The organism is Thiohalorhabdus sp. Cl-TMA, from assembly GCF_041821045.1.
Classification (GTDB): domain Bacteria; phylum Pseudomonadota; class Gammaproteobacteria; order Thiohalorhabdales; family Thiohalorhabdaceae; genus Thiohalorhabdus; species Thiohalorhabdus methylotropha.
Map to the genome: position 1 here is coordinate 374,428 of NZ_JBGUAW010000002.1, position 18,943 is coordinate 393,370.

General features: G+C 67.5%; 19 protein-coding genes. 11 read left to right on the plus strand and 8 right to left on the minus strand.

What is annotated here, in order from left to right; translation table 11 throughout:
• The first annotated feature begins 469 nt into the window (after positions 1 to 469).
• The gene (locus ACERLL_RS04090; protein ID WP_373654776.1) at positions 470 to 1,105 is read left to right on the plus strand and encodes a hypothetical protein; all 636 of its coding nucleotides are present in this window, start codon (positions 470 to 472) and stop codon (positions 1,103 to 1,105) included.
• A 25-nt stretch (positions 1,106 to 1,130) separates the two neighbouring features.
• On the opposite strand, the gene ACERLL_RS04095 is transcribed toward ACERLL_RS04090, so the two are convergent.
• The 6 genes from ACERLL_RS04095 to ACERLL_RS04120 form a co-directional block, all read right to left on the minus strand.
• Positions 1,131 to 1,685 carry a hypothetical protein gene (locus tag ACERLL_RS04095; protein WP_373654777.1) on the minus strand — a complete coding sequence of 185 codons (555 nt, stop codon included), beginning with the start codon at positions 1,683 to 1,685 and terminating at the stop codon, positions 1,131 to 1,133.
• Positions 1,686 to 1,739: 54 nt separating this feature from the next.
• Complete coding sequence (locus tag ACERLL_RS04100) at positions 1,740 to 2,471, minus strand: hypothetical protein (protein WP_373654778.1); 732 nt, start codon at positions 2,469 to 2,471, stop codon at positions 1,740 to 1,742.
• Between the two features lie 94 nt (positions 2,472 to 2,565).
• The gene (locus ACERLL_RS04105; RefSeq protein ID WP_373654779.1) at positions 2,566 to 3,375 is read right to left on the minus strand and encodes an OBAP family protein; all 810 of its coding nucleotides are present in this window, start codon (positions 3,373 to 3,375) and stop codon (positions 2,566 to 2,568) included.
• Positions 3,376 to 3,486: 111 nt separating this feature from the next.
• Positions 3,487 to 3,939, minus strand: a complete 453-nt coding sequence (locus tag ACERLL_RS04110) for a protein tyrosine phosphatase family protein (protein WP_373654780.1) — start codon at positions 3,937 to 3,939, stop codon at positions 3,487 to 3,489.
• A gap of 154 nt (positions 3,940 to 4,093) precedes the next feature.
• Positions 4,094 to 6,610 carry a plasma-membrane proton-efflux P-type ATPase gene (locus ACERLL_RS04115; RefSeq protein ID WP_373654781.1) on the minus strand — a complete coding sequence of 839 codons (2,517 nt, stop codon included), beginning with the start codon at positions 6,608 to 6,610 and terminating at the stop codon, positions 4,094 to 4,096.
• Positions 6,611 to 6,658: 48 nt separating this feature from the next.
• Positions 6,659 to 7,648: a type I glyceraldehyde-3-phosphate dehydrogenase gene (locus ACERLL_RS04120; protein WP_373654782.1), complete on the minus strand. Its 990-nt coding sequence runs from the start codon at positions 7,646 to 7,648 to the stop codon at positions 6,659 to 6,661.
• A gap of 271 nt (positions 7,649 to 7,919) precedes the next feature.
• On the opposite strand from ACERLL_RS04120, the gene ACERLL_RS04125 reads away from it, so the two are divergent.
• The 4 genes from ACERLL_RS04125 to ACERLL_RS04140 all read left to right on the plus strand — a co-directional run bounded on the left by ACERLL_RS04125 (position 7,920) and on the right by ACERLL_RS04140 (position 12,248).
• Positions 7,920 to 8,600, plus strand: a complete 681-nt coding sequence (locus tag ACERLL_RS04125) for a glycerophosphodiester phosphodiesterase (protein WP_373654783.1) — start codon at positions 7,920 to 7,922, stop codon at positions 8,598 to 8,600.
• On the plus strand, positions 8,597 to 9,664 hold the full coding sequence (locus tag ACERLL_RS04130) for a glycerol-3-phosphate dehydrogenase/oxidase (RefSeq protein ID WP_373654784.1): 1,068 nt from the start codon (positions 8,597 to 8,599) through the stop codon (positions 9,662 to 9,664). The genes ACERLL_RS04125 and ACERLL_RS04130 overlap by 4 nt, the downstream gene beginning before the upstream one ends.
• Positions 9,665 to 9,760: 96 nt before the next feature.
• The gene (locus tag ACERLL_RS04135) at positions 9,761 to 11,608 is read left to right on the plus strand and encodes an AI-2E family transporter (protein ID WP_373654785.1); all 1,848 of its coding nucleotides are present in this window, start codon (positions 9,761 to 9,763) and stop codon (positions 11,606 to 11,608) included.
• Positions 11,609 to 11,909: 301 nt separating this feature from the next.
• Entirely contained in the window at positions 11,910 to 12,248 is a 339-nt protein-coding gene (locus ACERLL_RS04140) for a hypothetical protein (RefSeq protein ID WP_373654786.1), read from the plus strand.
• Positions 12,249 to 12,260: 12 nt separating this feature from the next.
• On the opposite strand, the gene ACERLL_RS04145 is transcribed toward ACERLL_RS04140, so the two are convergent.
• The gene (locus ACERLL_RS04145; protein ID WP_373654787.1) at positions 12,261 to 13,169 is read right to left on the minus strand and encodes a homocysteine S-methyltransferase family protein; all 909 of its coding nucleotides are present in this window, start codon (positions 13,167 to 13,169) and stop codon (positions 12,261 to 12,263) included.
• Positions 13,170 to 13,260: 91 nt separating this feature from the next.
• Complete coding sequence (locus ACERLL_RS04150) at positions 13,261 to 13,614, minus strand: hypothetical protein (RefSeq protein ID WP_373654788.1); 354 nt, start codon at positions 13,612 to 13,614, stop codon at positions 13,261 to 13,263.
• A gap of 333 nt (positions 13,615 to 13,947) precedes the next feature.
• Here ACERLL_RS04150 and ACERLL_RS04155 point away from each other — a divergent pair, with 333 nt between their 5' ends.
• The 6 genes from ACERLL_RS04155 to ACERLL_RS04180 all read left to right on the plus strand — a co-directional run bounded on the left by ACERLL_RS04155 (position 13,948) and on the right by ACERLL_RS04180 (position 18,938).
• Positions 13,948 to 14,304, plus strand: coding sequence for a hypothetical protein (locus ACERLL_RS04155; RefSeq protein WP_373654789.1), 357 nt, complete (start codon positions 13,948 to 13,950; stop codon positions 14,302 to 14,304).
• Positions 14,305 to 14,449: 145 nt separating this feature from the next.
• Positions 14,450 to 15,487: a hydrolase gene (locus ACERLL_RS04160; protein WP_373654790.1), complete on the plus strand. Its 1,038-nt coding sequence runs from the start codon at positions 14,450 to 14,452 to the stop codon at positions 15,485 to 15,487.
• A 111-nt stretch (positions 15,488 to 15,598) separates the two neighbouring features.
• Positions 15,599 to 16,381, plus strand: coding sequence for a DUF3450 family protein (locus tag ACERLL_RS04165; protein ID WP_373654791.1), 783 nt, complete (start codon positions 15,599 to 15,601; stop codon positions 16,379 to 16,381).
• A complete protein-coding gene (locus ACERLL_RS04170; protein ID WP_373654792.1) occupies positions 16,382 to 17,806 on the plus strand; it encodes a MotA/TolQ/ExbB proton channel family protein in 1,425 nt (474 codons plus the stop codon).
• Positions 17,806 to 18,531, plus strand: a complete 726-nt coding sequence (locus ACERLL_RS04175) for a MotA/TolQ/ExbB proton channel family protein (RefSeq protein ID WP_373654793.1) — start codon at positions 17,806 to 17,808, stop codon at positions 18,529 to 18,531. The genes ACERLL_RS04170 and ACERLL_RS04175 overlap by 1 nt, the downstream gene beginning before the upstream one ends.
• Entirely contained in the window at positions 18,528 to 18,938 is a 411-nt protein-coding gene (locus tag ACERLL_RS04180) for an ExbD/TolR family protein (RefSeq protein ID WP_373654794.1), read from the plus strand. Before ACERLL_RS04175 ends, ACERLL_RS04180 begins: the two co-directional genes overlap by 4 nt.
• The last annotated feature ends 5 nt before the right edge of the window (positions 18,939 to 18,943 follow it).

Consider the following 18,943-nt stretch of genomic DNA (forward strand, 5'->3'; position numbering starts at 1 on the left):
TCGACGACTTCCGAGAACAAATAGGAATTATTCCGGGAAAGTAAGAAACGGTACGGAATGGGTAGGGATTTGCAAGATAAATACTTGATCGTGCGCAATTTTTAAAACATTACGCTGGGGGGTGCCGTCAGCGGTTTCGACCCGGTTTCGGTAAGGGAAAAGCGGCCAAGGGGTCTTCGGTGAGCGTGATGGAAATCGGTGCGGTTTGCCGAGGGGGTCGGCATAGGATGGAAACGCACCGGACTATTCAAATCGAGCCTTTGCTCGCCGTTTGCCGTACCGGCCCAAAAACGACAATAGTGCCTTTTGCTTATGCAATGTGCCCGAAGATGGAAGGCGGTGCCTGCCTTTGTAAAGATAGGCAGGAAGGTGCGATCTTGCCTTTATTTCCCGGTAATGGTTTGATCGGGACGGGGAATTGTCCGGATGAGCACGAGCGGCGGCTGTCACCCGAAAGGAGAAGGGGCCCATGCAGGATGCCGAATACGGATATGTAGGAAAAGGCCAGCGCATCCACATCGTGCGCACCGACAGCACAACCTATTGCGAGCGAACCATTTCCGAGCGGGTCGCGGATCCGGAGCAGGTTGACCCCGGGGAGCTCTGCAAGACGTGTCTGGCGCGCCGGGAAGAAGCGGAGGAGGCCGGTACCGGCAATGCGTCCGGGAACGCGGAGCAGCCCGCCGAGACTCGCAGGATACCGGAGCCCGAAGGGGCATCTGCCGCCTCGGAATCCGTGAACGAGCGCAGTGGGGAGGGTATGGGGATCCCCGGTCCCGAAGCCATTCCGCTGGAATCCGAAGAGCGGGGCGAGCGGGATCCCCTCCACCAGTGGGACCGGATGATGGCCCTCTGCGAGGAAAAGCTCGGCGGGCTGTGCGCCCCGATCCTCCTGGTGGGGCTTGTAGCCCTGGTGGTGCTCGGGGTCGAGATCGTGGACGAGGTGGGACTCTTCAACATCCTCCTGCTGGTGCTCCTCGCGGTGGGCGGAAGCTACGCCTATCTGCGCGCGACCGGGCAGAGCGAGAAGTGGGATCGGCTCAGGGACACCGCCAGGACCATCGGCACCGGGATACGGCAGCGGCTGAATCGGCTCTTGCCCTAGACCAGCGCCGCTTCCTGGACCGGCCCTACCAGAACCGGTAGCGGTAGCCGAGGGCGAAGAAGTCCACGTCGAAGGAGGAGGCGGCATTCCGTGTCAGGGTCGCATCCGAGTTGTTGGGGTCGGGAATGGAGGACTCGAAGGAAACCTTGTAGCTGTAACGCTGGTAGCGCAGGAAAAAGCCCCGGACGGCCAGCTCGGCGGAAAGTGCCGTGGCCTGATCGCTGGCCTCCGTGGAAGGGAAAGGGTCCGCGAAGTCGTAGCGTGCCTGGCGGGTGAGGATGTACGGGCCCACCATGACCCGCACGGGACCGAACCAGCGGATGGCACCCAGTCCCGCGAAGGGGGCGCGGTTGGTACCCCCCATCTCCAGGAACAGACCCCAGTCGTCGAAGCGGCCGGTGAACAGGAAGGAGCCGCCGTAGCTGGGACTTTGCTCGTCCACGGCGCTCCCGCAATCCCCCGAGCAGGAAGCGCTTTCCGCGATGCCGAAAACGCCCAGATGGGTCGCCGCGCCGGCCGGGCCGGAAAGGGCGAGCAGCCCCAGGGCCGGCAGGAATCTCCGCCAGAATGCTCCCGTCATGTTCCCCTCTTTTCCGTGGTCGCTCGGGCGGGGCTAATCCGGGAGCCCCGCCCGCTAGAATTGATACCCCGCCTGGTAAAAGGTGTAGCGCGCCTCCTCCGAGCCGGAGCTCCAGTGCTGGCGCGTGACCCCGAGGGTCAGGCCGGATCGGAACAGCACCTCCAGCCCATATTGGGTGATCCGGTGGGTGCGGTCGATGGCCCGGCTGGTCCCGGTGGAAAAGTCCTCGTTGCGGCGGGATTCCAGCGCTTCGTAGGAGAGAAACGGCGTCACGCGGAGGCTGTCCACGCGCACCGAGCTTTGCACGCCCACGACGTAGCCGTAGAGGGTTTCCCGCCCCTCCAGGCGCTCGCCGTATTCCACCCGGTACTCCCCGTAGCCCCCCTTGGGTCCGGCGAAGAAGATGGCGTTCCAGCCGGGGGCGAAGCGGTGCTGGACCTCCCCGGTAAGGTGCAGCATAGTTTGCCAAACGGTTAAGTCGTTGTCATCGGAGAAGATTCGGTCGGTACCCGAAAGATAATCGGCCTGCCCGCCCAGGTTGAAGGCCAGCCGGTCGGAGAGGGCTTGACGGCGGGACAGGCTGAGCGTGGCGCCGGTCAGGTCCGTCTCCTCGGAGCTGTAGCCGCGGAGCCCGCCGCTCACCCGGTACTGGACCTGACCGTCCCGGTAGACGGGGTGGCCGAGGGGCGGCGGGGCCAGAATGAACTGGGTGCCGTAGGAGAGGGCCGGACCGGAGGCGGCCAGACCGGCCAGGGACCAGAAGGCCCGGAATAGAGCGCGGCGCACGGGAATCTCCTTTCCGGAGCGGGAATGTTCGGGGAAAGGATAACAGGATCGGGCGCCGCGCCCGGCGGGTGACGCTGAATCCCCGGTCCAGCCCTCAGTGCCTGCCCGTCAATTGGGCGCGCTTTTCCTGCGCTCCGGGAATCTCCCTGGTGGGGCGCTCGAACCGGCCCTTCAGGGCATCGGTTCCCTCCTGCGGGTGGGCGAAGGCGACCAGATCCTTCCGGGCGGCGCGCCGCTCCTCGGTGCGCAGCCTCAGCTCCCGGTCCCGCAGCTCCTGCAGCCACGGCTGAAGCTCCCCGTCATGGTTGAAGGACCAGGCCAGCCGGGGCGCGCCGAAGGGCAGATCGTCCCCGGCCCGCCCGTCCACGCCGGTGTCCCACAGGTGCCAGGTCTTTCCATAGCTGTTGATCTGGCGCTTCATCAGCATCTTCTCGGCGGCCTGCGGAAGGCCCGGCGCGGCGAGCTGACCGGACAGGATCTCGCCGTTGTGCGGATGCCAATAGCCGCGCTCTTCTTCCGGCAGCTGCCGGAACAGCCGCTCGGAAATGATGTATTCCACCCCCACCAGGTTGGCGTCGGCGGTGTTGCCGTCGAAAAGCAGGCATTGGATGAAGTCCTCGTTAACCACTTTGCACCAGTGATGGGCGATCCACTGGTGCTCCGGATCCTCCTTCATGGGATGGAAGCCGGCCAGGTAGGTATCGAAGCCCCGCAGGGGCGGACGCCGTTGCAGGACCGCGGCCCCCGTCTCCAGCATCCAGGTGCGGGGTGCCTTGCTGTCGCCGCGGGGCCGGGTGGCGTTCCGGGTCCGGCCCGGCTGAAGCAGGAAATAGGCGGCCGCCGCGGAAAGGCCCACGGCCAGCCCCAGGGGGGAGGTGCGTAGTGCAGACATCCAGTTCAGCATGGTCTTCTCCTTCTGGAGCGGTCTATGCGCCACGATCCGGTCGCGCGGCCCGTGGAAGCTTCACGCTCACGGGCCGCGCTGCCGGGCCGGCGGAGGTCTCCCATGGGCCGGCTATCCGTTGTGCCGGTTGATGTAGTCCTTAACGAAGGCCTCCATCTCGGCGTTCTCGCATTCGAAGCCCATGGATTCGGCCTGCTCCACGGCCTCTTCGCCGGGCTGCCCCTGCTCGCTGGCGGCGTGCATCAGCGTGAAGGCCCCGGAGCGCTTGCCGGATTTGCAATGGATGAGCACGGGCTTGGGCATCCCCGATACCGCCTCCCGGAATTCGTCCACCTGCTCCTCATTGAGGGCTTCGGCGGAAACCGGAGAATGGAAATATTCCATGCCGTCCCGGAGTACCCGGTCCGCTTCTTCCTCGGGGCTCAGGTACTCCTTTTCCTCGCCCTCCTCCCGCAGGTTGGCCACGGAGCCGAAGCCTTGCTCCGCGAGCTCGTCGATCTCCGATGCATCGGGGACGGACATCCCGACAAAATAGTTCTCGTCCATCTTGATGGTTTGCATCATGGCGATGCTCCTTTCGCTTCCGGGCCCTGTTCGGACACGCATGCCCCGAGCATCCGGGCGGGTGGTGCTGGACCGGAAGGCCCTCTGGAAATGAGACGGAGGGGGCCTGACGGCTGTTCTGGCGTTCCGGCCTCTCCCCCATATCCTTGGGCGGTTATCCCCCCATCTCGGCGGTGGGGGTCCGCCCCACCTGCTCTTCCCGGGGTGCGGTCTGCAAGATCCGGCGGTAGGCGAAGACCTTCACCGCATCCAGGATGAACATCCAGACGATGGCGTAGCCCCAGATGACCCCCGCCCACATCCAGCCGACGGCCGGCATCAGAAAGCCGTAGACGGCGGCGAGTGTGCCGGCGATCTGGGTGAGCTCCAGGGCGGCGAACAGCACCAGGCTGGGGTGGGGGCGCTGCCAGAACCAGCTGGGCTGGCGGGTGAGGAAGAAGGTCAGGTGGCCGGCCACCAGGAGCTTGAGGAAGAGCAGGGTCTGAATGGTGGCGTGAGGTAAGCCCATGGGCCCCTGAAGGAACCAGAACAGCAGGAAGCTTTCCAGGACCCCCGGGAAGCCCAGAACCCCGGCAATGGCCAAAATCCGCTGCATCTGCCAGCGCACCGGCCGCTTCGGGGTGGCCGCGTTGTCCCAGGCCACGGCGATGATGGCGATATCGTTCAGGATCACCAGCAGGATGATCATGATCGGGGTGATGGGGAAGAAGTTGAATACCAGCACGGAGATGGAGAGGAACAACAGCAGGCGGATGGTTTCCGTGATACGGAAGGTAGCGTAGCTGGTCATGCGCTCGAAGATGCGCCGGGCCTCCTCCACGCCCTGCGTGATCACCCCCAGGGCGGGGGCGGTCAGTACCAGGTCGGCGGCGCTCCGGGCCGCATCCGTGGCCCCGCTCACCGTGATCCCCAGATCCGCCTGCCGCAGGGCCGGGGCATCGTTCACCCCGTCGCCGGTCATGCCGACGATGCGGTCCTCCGCCTGGAAATGGCGGATGATGTTGTATTTGTGCTCCGGCGTGACCTCCGCGAAGCCGTCGGCGCCCACCACCGCATCATGGATGGACCAGTCGATGCCCGCTTGGTCCTCGTGGCTGGAATTCCCCCGTTCGAACAGTTCGGTGGCCCGTTTCAGGTTCGTCCCCAGACCCACCTGGGCGGCGATCTGCCGGCCGATGGCCGGGTGATCCCCGGTTACCATGCGCAGATCGATGCCATGGGCCTTCGTGTCCCGCACCATCTCCGCCGCGTCGTCGCGCGGCGGGTCCAGGAGGGGCAGGATGCCCAGGTAGCGCCAGCCCTTTTCGCCGTCTCTGCGGGCCACGCCCAGGGCGCGGAAGCCCTCCTCGCCGAGCCGGTCCACCCGCTCGCGGACCTGGCGGGCGCGGTCCCCGGAGAGCCCCAGCCAGTCCAGAAGGACCTGGGGCTCTCCCTTGGTCACGGTGAAACGGTGCCCGTCCCTCTCCACATCGGCGTCGGAACGCTTCCGGGTGGGATCGAAAGGCCGGAATTCCACGATCCGGTACCGCTCCACCGCCGCGGGGTCTTCCAGGGCGCTCCAGATGGCCCGGTCGATGGGGTCCTCTTTGTCGTGATCCACGGTAAGGGCGGCGGCCAAAAGGATCTCATCGGGGTCTTCCGCCTCGATGGGGGCGGGCTCCTGGAGGGTCAGCTCGTTCCTGGTCAGGGTCCCGGTCTTGTCGGCGCAGAGCACCTGCAGGCCCGCCATCTCGTCCATGGCGGCGAGCCGGGAGACGATGGCCCGCATGCGGGCGAGCCGGTTGGCGCCGATGCTCATGGTAACGGACAGCACCGCCGGCATGGCCTGGGGTATGCCGGCAAGCACCAGGCCCAGGGCGAACAGCACCACGGCCCAGACGTCCATGCCCCGGATGAGGGAGAAGCTCACCACCAAACCCACCAGCACCAGCGAGGCTCCGATCAGGAAGTAGCCGATCCGCATCACGGCCCGCTGGAAGTGCGAATGGCCGCCGGCCGCTTCCACCAGCTCCACGGTCCGGGCGAACTTCGTCTGGCCGCCCGTGGCCACCACCACCGCCCAGGCCCTGCCCTGATTGGCGGTGGTGCCCGAGTAGATCAAGTCTCCGCCCCCCTTGCCGACGGGTAGGGACTCCCCGGTCAGGGTGGACTCGTCGGCGCTCAGGGCCTGGTCTTCGAGCAGCTGGGCATCCGCGGGAATTACGTCGCCGATGCCCGCCCGGATGATGTCGCCGGGAACCAGCTCCCTGGCCTCAATGGCCGAATCGTGCCCGTCCCGCAGGACCCGGGCCCGCAAGGCGAGCTGCGCCTTGAGGGCGGAGATGGCCTGGCTGGCCTTGCGCTCGTGCCAGAAGCTGACGCCGCCGTTGATGGCGAGCAGAACCAGGATGACGACGAGCTCTTCCCAGCGCTGGGACACCGCCGCCAGCACGGCGGCCACCTCGATCATCAAGGGGATTGGGCCCCAGAAATAGGAAAGGAAACGGAGCAGCGGGTTTTCCTCTTCCTCTTGCAGGGTGTTGGGGCCCACCTGGTCGAGGCGGCGAGACGCCTCCTCGCTGGACAGGCCCTCCTCGGGGCTCGTGCCCAGCTCTTGAATGGTCTCCCGGGCTTCCTGTTCCCGGGCGTCATGGGCACTTATGGAAGAAATCCGCGACTGCGCTTCGGCCATCGGCGATACCTGCCGGAGGGGAAGGGACCGCTGGCGGGAGCGGGTACCTCAGGAGGTCACCCGCACCGCCTCCCGTACCATCTGGGCGGCATAGCCCCACTCGTTGTCGTACCAGCTCATGACCTTCACCAAGTTGCCGCCCACCACCTCGGTGAGCCCCAGCTCGACGATGGAGGCGCGCGGGTCCTGGACGATGTCCGAGGAGACCAGGCGCTGCTCCGTATAGCCGAGGATGCCCAGATAGCGCTCCGTGGCCGCCTCTTCGCGAAAGATGCCGTTGATTTCATCCACGGAGGTGTCCCGGCCGGTGACCAGGGTGATGTCGGAAATGGAGCCGATGGCCACCGGAACCCGCAGAGCGAGCCCGTTGAACAGGCCCTCCAGCTCCGTGATTACCTTGGTGATGGCATCGGCGGCGCCGGTGGAGGTGGGAATGGTGTTCAGGGTGCCGGCGCGGCCGCGCTCCGGCTTCTTGACGGGACCGTCCACCACCGACTGCCCCCCGGTCAGCGCATGGGTGGTGCTCATGACCGCCTTTTCCACGCCGATCCGCCGGGACAGGATCTCCACCACGGGGGCGATGCAGTTGGTGGTGCAGCTGGCGCAGGAGAACAGGTTGGCGTCCCCGGCGTGGTTGACTCCCGGTACCACGAAAGGCATGCCGCCGGATTTGCTGGGCGCGGAGAGGATGGCTTTCCCGGCCCCGGCCTGGGCGTGCTTCTCCAGTCCGGCGGCGTCGGTGAACACCCCGGTGCACTCGAAGGCCAGGTCCACGCCCAGGCTTGCCCAGGGCAGGTTGGCGGGGTCCCTTTCGCCGAAGACCTTGACCTCGTGGTCGTCGAGGACCAGCGAGCTGCCCCGGCTTTCCAGGACCTTGTGATAGCGCCCGTAGACGGAGTCGAACTGGAGGCGGTAGGCCAGCTGGTCGGGGCCGGAGCGGTCGTTCACGGCCACGAGGTCCAGGGCCGGCTCCTCCATGACCTGCTTGAGCGTGGCCCCGCCGATGCGCCCGATGCCGTTGATCGCAACCTTCGCCATGATTCGCTCCTTCCGCCTGGGCGTTCCGGCGGGCGTTGGTCCGCCCTCGTTTTCGGTATTTCCGCGGTGCGTCCGGGTCCGGAGCGGCAAGTCGCGCTCCGCGGGAGCTCCGGATCCGGTGGGTGAGCCCTCCGTTAAATGGTTCGGCACGGGGCACCGGGCGGCAATTGGCTTTCGCCCTACTGGCGTTGGGGAGAGCTTGGCGGGCGCGGAGTTGCCCGCGGGCGTCAAAACTGGGAGGTTCGAATACGGGATATCCGAGGAGGCCGGAATGCTGGTTATCGGGCATCGCGGCGTAAGGGAGCCGGGCTGCACGGAGAACACCCTGGAGGCTTTCCAGCGGGCGGCGGAGCAGGGCGTGGACGGCATCGAGACCGATGTCCGCCTTACCCGCGACGGCCGTCTGGTCCTCTTCCACGACCGACTCAGCGCCGCCGGGGTACCCGTGGCCGAGACCGATCACGGCCACCTGGAGGCGATGCAGGGCCACCATGTGCCCGAGCTCGCCGAGGCGCTGGGCCTCTGGCCGGACCTGCTGTGGGACCTGGAGATCAAGGACGCCGCGGTGTTTCCCGCCCTGCGGCGCGTGCTCCCCGGCCTGGGAGGCCGCCGCCCGCTTCTTACCTCCTTCCGGCACGATTTGCTGCATGCATACGACGGGACCCTGGGGGGATGCCCGGTGGGCCTGGTGATCGGTCACCGGCCGCTGTCGGTGGCCTCCCTGCTTTATGGTTGGCGGGAGAGCCCGAGGCCCGGCTGCTTCATCTGGAACGGGGAGTACCTGGACGGGACGCTTCTGGAAGAGGCCCGGACGGCGGGCATGGACAATTTCCTGTACAACCTACAGACACAGGCGGATGTGGAGCTGGCGCGCGCCCGGCGGTGCGCGGGGGTGATCCTGGACCGGCCCGGGGCGGTGCGCGAGGCGGGTCCGGAGGGCGGGAGCCCATGAAGGTGGGCGTGGTGGGCGGCGGCATCAACGGCCTGGCCACCGCCTGGGCGCTCCTGGGGGCCGGCCACGAGGTGGAGCTCTTCGAGCGCGACCGCCTGATGGGCGCCACCAGCAGCGCCTCCTCCAAGCTGCTGCACGGCGGACTTCGCTACCTGGAGCACGGCGAGCTGCGGCTGGTCCGGGAATCCCTGCGGGAACGGGCGTGGTGGCTGCGCACCGTACCCGAGCTGGCCCGCCCGCTGCTCCTGGCAGTGCCGCTCTACCGGAGCGCCTCGCGGCCGCGCTGGAAGCTGAAGGCGGGGCTGTGGCTGTACGACCGCCTGGCCGGGAAGGCGGGCATCGGCGCGCACCGATGGCGGTCCACCGCGGCGCTGACGGCGCTGATGCCCGGGCTCGCCGAGGACGGCCTGCGCGGCGGGTACACCTTCTACGACGGCCAGATGGACGACTACCGGCTGGGGCTCTGGGTGGCCGACCGGGTCCGGGAGCTGGGCGGGCGGCTCCACGAGCATGCGCCGGTGCGGCGGGTGAGCGAGCGGGGGACGCTCGTCCTCTCCGATACGGAGCGTGCCTATGACCGCGTGGTCAACGTGGCCGGACCCTGGGCGGAGCGGCTCGGCACCAACAGCGGTATCGAGGACGGCATCCATCTGGATCCGGTTCGCGGCAGCCACATCCTCCTCGATCGGCCCCAGGAGGCCGGGCTTCTGCTGGAGGCGCCGCAGGACGGCCGGCCCTTCTTCGTGCTCCCCTACCAGGGACGCACCCTGGTGGGCACCACCGAGGTGCGTCAGTCGCCGGATACCCCCGTGGTCTGCAGTCCCGAGGAGCGGGACTACCTGCTGGCGGCCTACAGCCACTACTTCCGCGACGACGCGGGCCGGGAAGACGTGGCGGAGACCTTCGCCGGGATCCGGCCCCTGATCGGGTCGGGGCCGGACATGAACCGCGTCAGCCGGGAATACCGGATCACGCGGCGCGGCCGCCTGATAACGGTCTACGGCGGGAAGTGGACCACCGCCCGCCGGCTGGGCCGGGAGGCGGCCCGGATCGCCGCCCGCTAGCGGGCGCTCCCCGCCAGGGTCCTCCCTCACCCCGGCCTTTCGCCCGCGGCATCATGCTAACAATGGCCCGAATGTTCCTTCGTTCGGGTAGCTTCCTTGCAGTCCGCCCGCCCATCCTTCCGTTCCCTGTTCCCCGGGGCGGCCCCGAGCCTGCTGGGCGCCGCCGCCGTAGTGGGCCTGTTGTACATCGGCAGCAACGTGCTGATCCCCATCGTGGTGGCGGCGCTCCTCAGCTCCCTGTTGGCGCCGGTGGCCGGCCAGCTCGAGCGGCTGCACCTGGGTCGCATCGGCAGCGCCCTCCTCATCGCGGTCTTTCTGGCGATCTTTGCCGCCTCGGTGGCGGGGGTGGTCTCCCGCCAGGTGGTGGTCCTGGCCGACGCGCTGCCCGACTACCGGTCGAATATCGTCCAGCGCATCGAGGGCATTCAGGCCCAGGGAAGCACGGTCCTCTCCCGGGCCCTGACGGCCTTCCGCAATATGCGGCGCGAGGTGACGGAGGAGGAGGGCCGGGGGGCGCCGGCCCGGGGACAGGGGAATGCCGAACCGGAGACGCGGGAGCCCATCCCCGTGCAGATCCGGGAGGAGCCCACCTCCGAGGTGCTGGGCATCATCCGCAACTACGGCAGCGCCCTCCTGCAGCCCATCGGCATGGCCGGGCTGGCCTTCATCTACCTGATCTTCTTCCTGGTCTATCGGGAGGATCTGCGGGAGCGGGTGATCCGGCTCGCCGGCATCAGCCAGATCAATGTCACTTCCGATGCCCTGGACGAGGCCAGCCGGAAGATCAGCCACTTCCTGCGGGCCCAGGTGATCATCAATGTCACCTACGGCATCCCCGTGGGTGTGGGCCTCTGGTTCCTGGGGGTGCCCAACGCCGCGCTGTGGGGCATCCTCGCCACGCTCCTGCGGTTCATTCCCTATCTCGGTCCCTGGGTCGGCGCGGGGCTGCCCGTGCTCCTGTCCCTGGCCGTGTTCGACGGCTGGATCCGGCCCCTGGAGGTGCTAGGCCTGTTCCTGGTCCTGGAACTGATTTCCAACAACATCGTGGAGCCCTGGCTGTACGGGGCGAGCACGGGGCTCTCCCCGGTGGCGGTGCTGTTCGCGGTGGTGTTCTGGAGTGCCCTCTGGGGCTTGGTGGGGCTGGTGGTGGCCATCCCCTTGACCGCCTGCCTGGTGGTGCTGGGGCGCTACGTACCGGCGCTCCAGTTCCTACCGGTCATGCTCGGACGGGAGCCGGCGCTACCGCCCTCGGCCGGGCTCTATTACCGGCTGTTCGCCGCGGATACGGAGACCGCCGCCCGGCTGCTCGCCGAGTACCGGGAGGAGCACGGCCTGGAGGCGACCCTGGATGAGGTGGTGCTCCCGGCCATGCGCCTGGTCCGGCAGCACCACAGTCAGGGAAGCCTGGACCGCCGGCGGATGGTGGAGATGGTGGAGATGGCCGAGCAGGCCATCGCGCCCCTGTTCCCGGGCGGCGCCTTTCCGGAGCCGTCCACGGAGTTCCCGCGGCCTCCGGACCTGATCTGCATTGCCGCCTACGACGAGATCGACGAGCTGCTCGCCAGGCTCCTGGCGGCCCTGCTGCGCGGGGAAGGAGCGCGGACGGCATACGTGCCCACTGGGATCCTGGCCGGCGAGCTGGCCTCCCGGATCCCCGGGACGCACCGCTCCGTGCTCTGCATCACCACCATCCATCCTCCGGATACCTACCGCGTCCGTTATCTGTGCAAGCGCATCCGGCACCGCCGGCCCGGATGGCCCCTCCTGGTGGGTGCCTGGGGCGCGGAGCGGGAAACGGGACGCGCCCTCCGGGAGGCGGGAGCCGATCAGATCGCCGGCTCCCTGGAAGCGTCCCGGCACTGGATCCAACGGAAGCTGGAGGAGATCGAGACCCTGGAATCCGGCCGGGCCCCCACCCCACGGATGGATTCTGAGCAAGGGTGAAGATACGGCATGCGGGAGCGGTAGCCGTTGGCCAAATTTCCGGCATGGGGGAAGCGTCGCTGTTATTTGACTGTGCGGTATTAGGGTTTTTGTTTTGTGTTCTTTTTTCTTTGGAAAATAAAATGACAGGAAGGGTTTATGTGTATAGTGCTTATCATGTAAAGATAATACAACATGTATGATTGTTTTACACTATTATTTGGCTGTTTAATTTTTAGAATGCTTGGTTGTTTTATTTTGTTCTGTAATAGTGTTTCTGAAATGTCCTACTCTGAAAATAAAATGCGGCAAGGGAGAAGCAATGGAGCGATCCCGGGAATTGCCCCAGATTCCGGATATTCTGGTACCAAAGCTGGAGGAATTGGGTGAGGGACGAGACGGCTGGCTGGAAGGGAGCCGCGGTGCGCACAGGGAGGCTTCGCAGGCCCTCGGGCCGCCGGTGCTGATGGGGGAGATGGAGCTGAGCGAGACGGAGGCCAGCGAGCTGAATCTGCTGTTTCACCGATACAAGGAGTGTCCCGTCTGCAAGGGCTACGGCCAGATCCGTCCGGCCATGCTCCTGTCGCCGCGGACCCTGCGATGGAATGCCGCCGACCGGGCGTATGTGGAGTTCAATATCCTGGGCGTGCTCGACAACTAGCAGGGGAGCGCCTCACGCCAGGTGCCGGCGCAGCTCGGCGATGTGCGCCGGTCCCACCTCGCAGCACCCCCCGACGATGCGGGCGCCCTGGCTGAGCCATTGGCGGGCGTGCCCGGCGTAGGCTTCCGGGTCCAGATCCTGGCGGGTGTCCGGAAGGGCCCGGCCGTCGTCGACGCCGCCGCGGATGGGCGTGAAGCCGTTGGCGTAGCCGCCGAAGGGACGCCCGGCCGAGTTGGCCAGCTCGGGCATGGCCGCGGCGATGCTCTCGGGGATGGAGCAGTTCACCAGCACCGCTTCAACGTCCAGGCCATCCAGACCCGCAATGGCTTCGGCGATGGTCTCGCCGCTGCGTAGCCGTCCGGATCCGTCGTCCGCCAGGGTCCAGGAGACCCATACGGGCTTGCCCGTGGATCCGGCGCCGCGCGCGGCGGCTTGCGCTTCCGTGGCGGTGGACATGGTCTCGCACAGGAACAGGTCCACATAACCGCACAATACCTCGGCCTGCTCCGCATACTGGGGGGCCAGTTCGTCCGCCGAACGGACCAGATCGGGCCGATAGCTGCCATGGAGGGGGGCCAGGGAGCCGGCGATGGCCACCGGTCGACCGCTGTCCTCGCGCGCCCGAACCGCCAGCTCACAGGCCTTTCGGTTCAGGTGCCAGAAAGTGGCACAATCCGGGATGCGCCGGCGGGTGGTGGCGTATGTGTTGGTGGTGACGACATCGGCTCCGGCGTCGATAAAGGCACGGTGGACGGCCATTACCGTATCCGGATGATCGAACAGCGCCTGCGCGGACCAGAGGCCGGTGGAGGCGTCCACCCCGCGGGCGATTAGCTCCTGACCCATCCCGCCGTCGAGCAGGAGCGCGGCTCCCGCTTCCAGGCGATTCCGAACGCTGCTGGCTTCCGGCTGCGGTTCCATATCCGGGACCCTCCGGGCGGTTATGCGCCTGCGGCCCGCCGTCCGTATCCCGGCGGAACGACCGGGTCCCGCTGCGGGAGCGCATGCCGGGTCAGGCGGTTCCCGCCTGAGTCTCTGGCGTCCGCGCGTCGTCCCCTTCCTCGTATAGGAGCTGACGCAGGGCGGTCAGGGCCTTGGGCGGTACTTCGCGGAAAACCGCCCGGGCGCGATTCTCCAGCACCTTGTCCACCTTGACAGGGATCCGGTGTCGCTCAACCCCTACAGGGGTCTCCCGGGTAAACTCCACCTCGTCGATGGAGTAGGGGGATACCGACCAGGCGCTGAGCCGGATCTGCATGGCGGATAGGCTCGCTTTCTCGGCCATGCACATGGCGAACGGCAGGCCTTCCACGTATATGGTAACCAGCATATCCAATTCGCGGGGCGGATAAAGACGTTGGTTCATGGCATTCTCCTGGGTATGGGGGTACCGCTCCCCGGTAGGGGCAAACCCCGTGCCTGAAATAAAAAATCTTTTATCTTCAGTTGGTTGGTGGCGCCCTGTCAGCGGGCGGCGCTTGCGGCGCGGACAAAGCGTCGCCGATCGCCGACGTGACCCGGGCCGGGCACGGGGCTGCCGGCCTGCGGAGCCCGGCGGCGGCCCGGGAAATGCCCATTTGTCAGGGGGGTGGGCAGGGTGATGCCTTGTGGCGACAGTCCCTCTCGCGCAACCATTTCAGGTCATTTGGAGCTGCCGAAGTCCGCCGGACGCGGACATCGCCGGAATCATGAGGAAGCCATGCGCATACGAATCCCCTGGCGCGGGGAGCGCGTAGAAGTGGAGCTCACCGACAGGCGGGGCCGGAAGCGCCGCCGGCGGGTACGCTCCGGACGGATTGTCCGGCTGGAGGCCAAGGGATATCGGGTGCGGCGCCTGGACCGGGTGAAGGTCCATGTCCTCGACGCCTTTCAGGGGCCGTCGGAGACCGAGTGGGAGGTGGGTCGCGACGTGACCCGGGACGTGGTGGAGCGATACCTGGATGCGGACACCGAAGCCCTGTATGCCGTTGTCCTCTATGAAGGGGCGGAGGTCCGTGACACCAAGATCACCAATCGGGCGAGGTGGCAGGAGCTTCGCTCGGCCATGGACAGGTGATGCGCCCGCGGGCGGACGCGGAATACGCCCCGGCGCGGCGCCTACATAACGCCGCCAGGGCCAGGGGATAGGCAAGGATGGCGGTTCAGGACCGTGGGGAGCGTTCGTGCCCCCATAAGGACTGCCCGTCGGGGAGCCGCCCGGAATGGCCGCGTCCGAAATGACGGGTGAATACCGTCCGGCCTGGTGGCTGCCCGGGGGCCATTTGCAGACCCTGTGGCCGGCCCTGCTGCGCCGGCCGCCGCGGGTGGCCGTGGCGCGCGAGCGCCTGGAGCTGGAGGACGGCGATTTCCTGGATCTGGACTGGTTGGCGGAGGCTCCCGCCGGTGGTCCGGTGGTGATCCTCGTTCACGGGCTGGAAGGCTCCCTGGAATCCCACTATCTGCCCGGCCTCATGCGCACGCTGGCCGACTGCGGCATGCGCCCGGTGCTCATGTACCACCGCGGCTGTAGCGGCGAGCCCAACCGCACCGACCGCCGCTACACCGGCGGGGACACCGGCGACCTGGCTTGGGTGGCGGAGATCCTGCGCACCCGCGAGCCCGACATGCCCCTGACCGCGGTGGGCTTCTCCCTGGGCGGCAATCTCCTGCTCAAATGGCTCGGGGAGACGGGGGCCGACAACCCCCTGGCCGCCGCGGCGGCGGTCTCGCCGCCCTTCCGGCTGGACCGGGCGGCGGACCGGCTGGAGCATGGCCTGTCGCGGCTCTACCAGGAGCACCTCTTGCGGGCCCTCCGGGCGTCCGTGACGGCCAAGTACGCCCATCGACCGCAGGCCTGTCCGGTGCCCCTGGACCGGGTGCGCTCCGCGTCCAGCTTCCGCGCCTTCGATGACGCCTTCACCGCGCCGGTGCACGGTTACGCCGGGGTGGACGACTACTATGCCCGCGGCAGCTGCCGCCCCTACCTCCGGGGCATCGCCGTTCCCACCCTCGTCCTCCACGCCCTGGACGATCCCTTCACCACGCCCGATGCCGTTCCCGCCCCCGGGGAGCTATCCGGGCACGTGCAACTGGAGCTCCACCGACACGGCGGCCACGTGGGCTTCGTGATCGGGAACCTCCCCGGGAGGCCGCGCTACTGGATCGAGGAGCGCGTGCCCGCCTTCCTTTGCAATACGGTTACCACCCCCGAAACCCCCGCCCGGGGAGTCGTCAGCCCCGACCGCACCCTGTCTTCATAAAACTGTAACGCCTGTCCGTGAAGGTATGTGGTCTGCGGGCCGTCCTTGGCGCTGTCCCCGGGCGGCCGCGGAATCCCCCGCAAGCCACAGATCCCAACCGGAGAGTCAAGGATGGCGATCCGCAGTTTCCCGGTCCGGCTCCTGGGGGGGCAGCTGCTGTGCCTCCTCCTCATGCAGCCGGCCTCGGCCGCCGGTGAATCCCTGGACCGGCTGGCCGAGAAGCTCGTCAACCTCCGCGGCGAGGTGGAGGAGCTGAACAGCCGGCTGGACAGCCTTCGCGACCAGCACAAGAACGAAATGGCCTCCCTGAGCCGGCGCAAGTCGGACCTCCAGAGCCGGATCCAGCAGCGGCAGGTCCAGGTGGACGAGCTGCGGACGAACCTGCGCGAGATCCGGGAGGAGGCGCAGAAGGCCGGCGTGGAGGCGGAGGCCCTCGAGCCCAAGGTGGCCGACGCCATCGTGACCCTGAAGACCCGGGTGCGCCGGGGACTGCCCTTCAAGGTGGCGGAGCGGGTCGGCGAGCTGGAGGACATCCGCAAGCAGATGGCCACCGGTGTCCTGACTCCCCACAAGGCCGCAAAGCGCCTCTGGACCTTCTACGAGGATGAGATCCGCCTCGCCGAGGAGAACGGCATCTACCAGCAGACGGTCACCGTGAACGGCGAGGAGAAGCTCGCCGACGTGGCCCGGGTGGGCATGGTGATGCTGTTCTTCCGTACCCCGGCCAGCCAATACGGACGGGCGGTGCGCTCGGATGGCGGCTGGACCTATCGCGTTTACCGACGGGATGCCGCGCGCGAGCAGGTGAAGAACCTGTTCGCTTCCTTCCGCAAGCAGGTCCGGACCGGCTATTTCACCATCCCCAATGCGCTGACCGGCACGGAGGACCAATAGATGCGCGCAGCAGGAAAGTGGTTGGGCTTCGCTCTCGCCGCGGCACTGCTCGTTGCTGTGCCGAGCATCCCGCCGGCCCAGGCGCAGACGTCGGGCGGTGGGCCGGAAGGTGCCGGCAAGGGCGGTGGTGCCCCGGATCCGGATCCCGCCATGGGCCGGGAAGCGCTGGAAAAGGCGTACAAGCGGGAGTTCGCCTTCCTGGAAGCCCAGAAGCGCTCCCTTCAGGAGCGCCTCGCGCAATTCCAGGACCGCGCGGCGGGCGAAAAGCAGGCGCTGGAGCAAGAGGTCCAGCGGCTCAAGGACGAGGCGGTGCGCCTCAAGACCCGCATGGAAACGCTGCGGGAGCAGGTGAAGACCGCCGAGGAGCAGCTCCAGTCCAACAAGAACAGCCGGCAGATCCTGGAGGCCACGTTCACCCAGGCGGGCGTGACCCTCAAGGATTTCGGCTTTCCCGTGGGCAAGGGCAGCGAATTCCGCCAGCTCGATGACGAGCGGAGGAAGGTGGAGCGGCTGTTCTCCATGGGCAATGCGGTGCTGGATCGGACCAGCGGTATCCGGCGCGAGTCCGGCAGCTTCTTCCTGGCCGACGGCACCAAGGTGGACGGCACCCTTCTCAAGGTGGGCCGGGTGGCGTCCTACGGCCTTAGCGACGAGGCCTCCGGCGCCCTGGCGCCCGCCGGCGGCGGTGCCCTGAAGCTCTGGAAGAAGCCCGCCGCCGGCGTCGCCGAAGGGCTCGCCAACGGCGATGCGCCCGAGCAGCTGAAGATCTTCCTGTACGAATCCCTCGACCAGGAAGTGGCCACGCCGGATTCGGACACGGTGCTGAGCACCATCCGCAAGGGCGGAGCCATCGGCTGGATCATAGTCGCCATGGGCGCCTTCGCCGGGCTGCTGGCCCTGCTGCGCGCCGGCTTCCTGCAGTGGGCCAGCGCTTCCACCGGCCGCATCATCGACCGCGTGGGCGCCCTGGTGAGCCGGGGCGAGGTGGAGGAGGCCCAGGCGCTCTGCGAGCGCAAGCGCGGCGCCGCCTGGAAGGTGGTGGGCGCCGCCGTGCGCAACCTCAACCGCGACCGCGAGCACCTGGAAGACATCATCTCCGAGTCCATCCTGCGCGAGAGCACACGCCTGGACCGCTTCGGCCCCCTGATCCTGGTGATCGCCGCGGTGGCGCCGCTGCTCGGCCTGCTCGGCACGGTCACCGGCATGATCTCCACCTTCGAGGTCATCACCGAGCACGGCACCGGCGATCCCAAGCTGCTCTCCGGCGGCATCTCCGTGGCCCTGGTCACCACCGAGCTGGGGCTCATCGTGGCGGTGCCCACCCTGCTCGCCGGGAACCTCCTGTCCGGCTGGGCGGAGCGCATCAAGAACGACATGGAGAAGACCGCCCTGCGCATCACCAACCTGTACGCGGGCCGTGCGTGATGGGGTACGGGGCGCTCGCCGACCTGGTCCAGCTCCTCCTGGAGCAGGTGGGCGTGACCGAGCAAGGGGCGGAGCGGATCGCCGGTGATTTCGCCGGCTATTTCGCCGCCGGCGGCTTCGTCATGCCGCCGCTGGTGCTGGCGGCGGTGCTCCTGTGGTTCGCCATCGGCTACCGGGTGGCCGCCCTGCGCATGGGCACCACCCGCGATGTGCAGGACCTCCTGGAGCGTTACGCCGGCCACCCGCCGGCGCGCACCCGGGGCATCGTCGACGATGCGGCGGTGCGCGGCCTGGCCCTGGCCCGGGAGGGCCACGCCCACCTGCGGCGCTGGCTGGACGACGAGTTCATGGCCTACGAGGCGGAGCTGAAGAAGTTCTCCCGGCTCACCGTAACCCTCGTGGAGGTGGCGCCGATCATGGGCCTGCTCGGCACCGTGGTGGGCATGATCGAGACCTTCGATTCCCTCCGGGACATGGCGTTGTTCACCCAGTCCGGCGGTATCGCCGGGGGCATCTCCCAGGCCCTGTTCACCACCCAGATGGGGCTGGTGGTCGCCATCCCCGGGCTCATCATGCACGGCCTGCTGCGCAAGAAGCAGCAGGCCATCCGTATGGAGCTGGCCCGCATCAAGGACCTGCTCTGCACCGAGCCGGCGGGCTTCTTCCTGCCGCGGGCGGAGACGGCCCCGGATCAGACCGCACCACAAAGGCAGGCTGACGGATGAAATACCGCTACCGGAACGCGGGCGAAGAGAGCGACAAGATCGATATCCACCCCCTGATCGACGTGGTGTTCATCCTGCTGATCTTCTTCATGGTGTCCACCACCTTCGTCAAGGACATGAACCTGGATATCGACCGGCCCAAGGCCTCCAGTGCCAGCCAGGCCGACAGCAATACCATCCGGGTCTACATCGACGGCAACGGCAATACCTTCCTGGACGGGCAGCCGGTGCGCACCTGGGTCATCCAGAGCCGGCTGCGGGACATGCTGCAGGTGAGCTCCTCCAAGAATGTCCTGGTGGTCACCGACGACAAGGTGCCCGCCGGCAAGCTGGTGCAGGTGGTGGACCAGGCCAAGCTGGCCGGGGCCGAGGACGTGGGTGTCTCCACCCAGGCAAGCGGCAGCTAGGACCG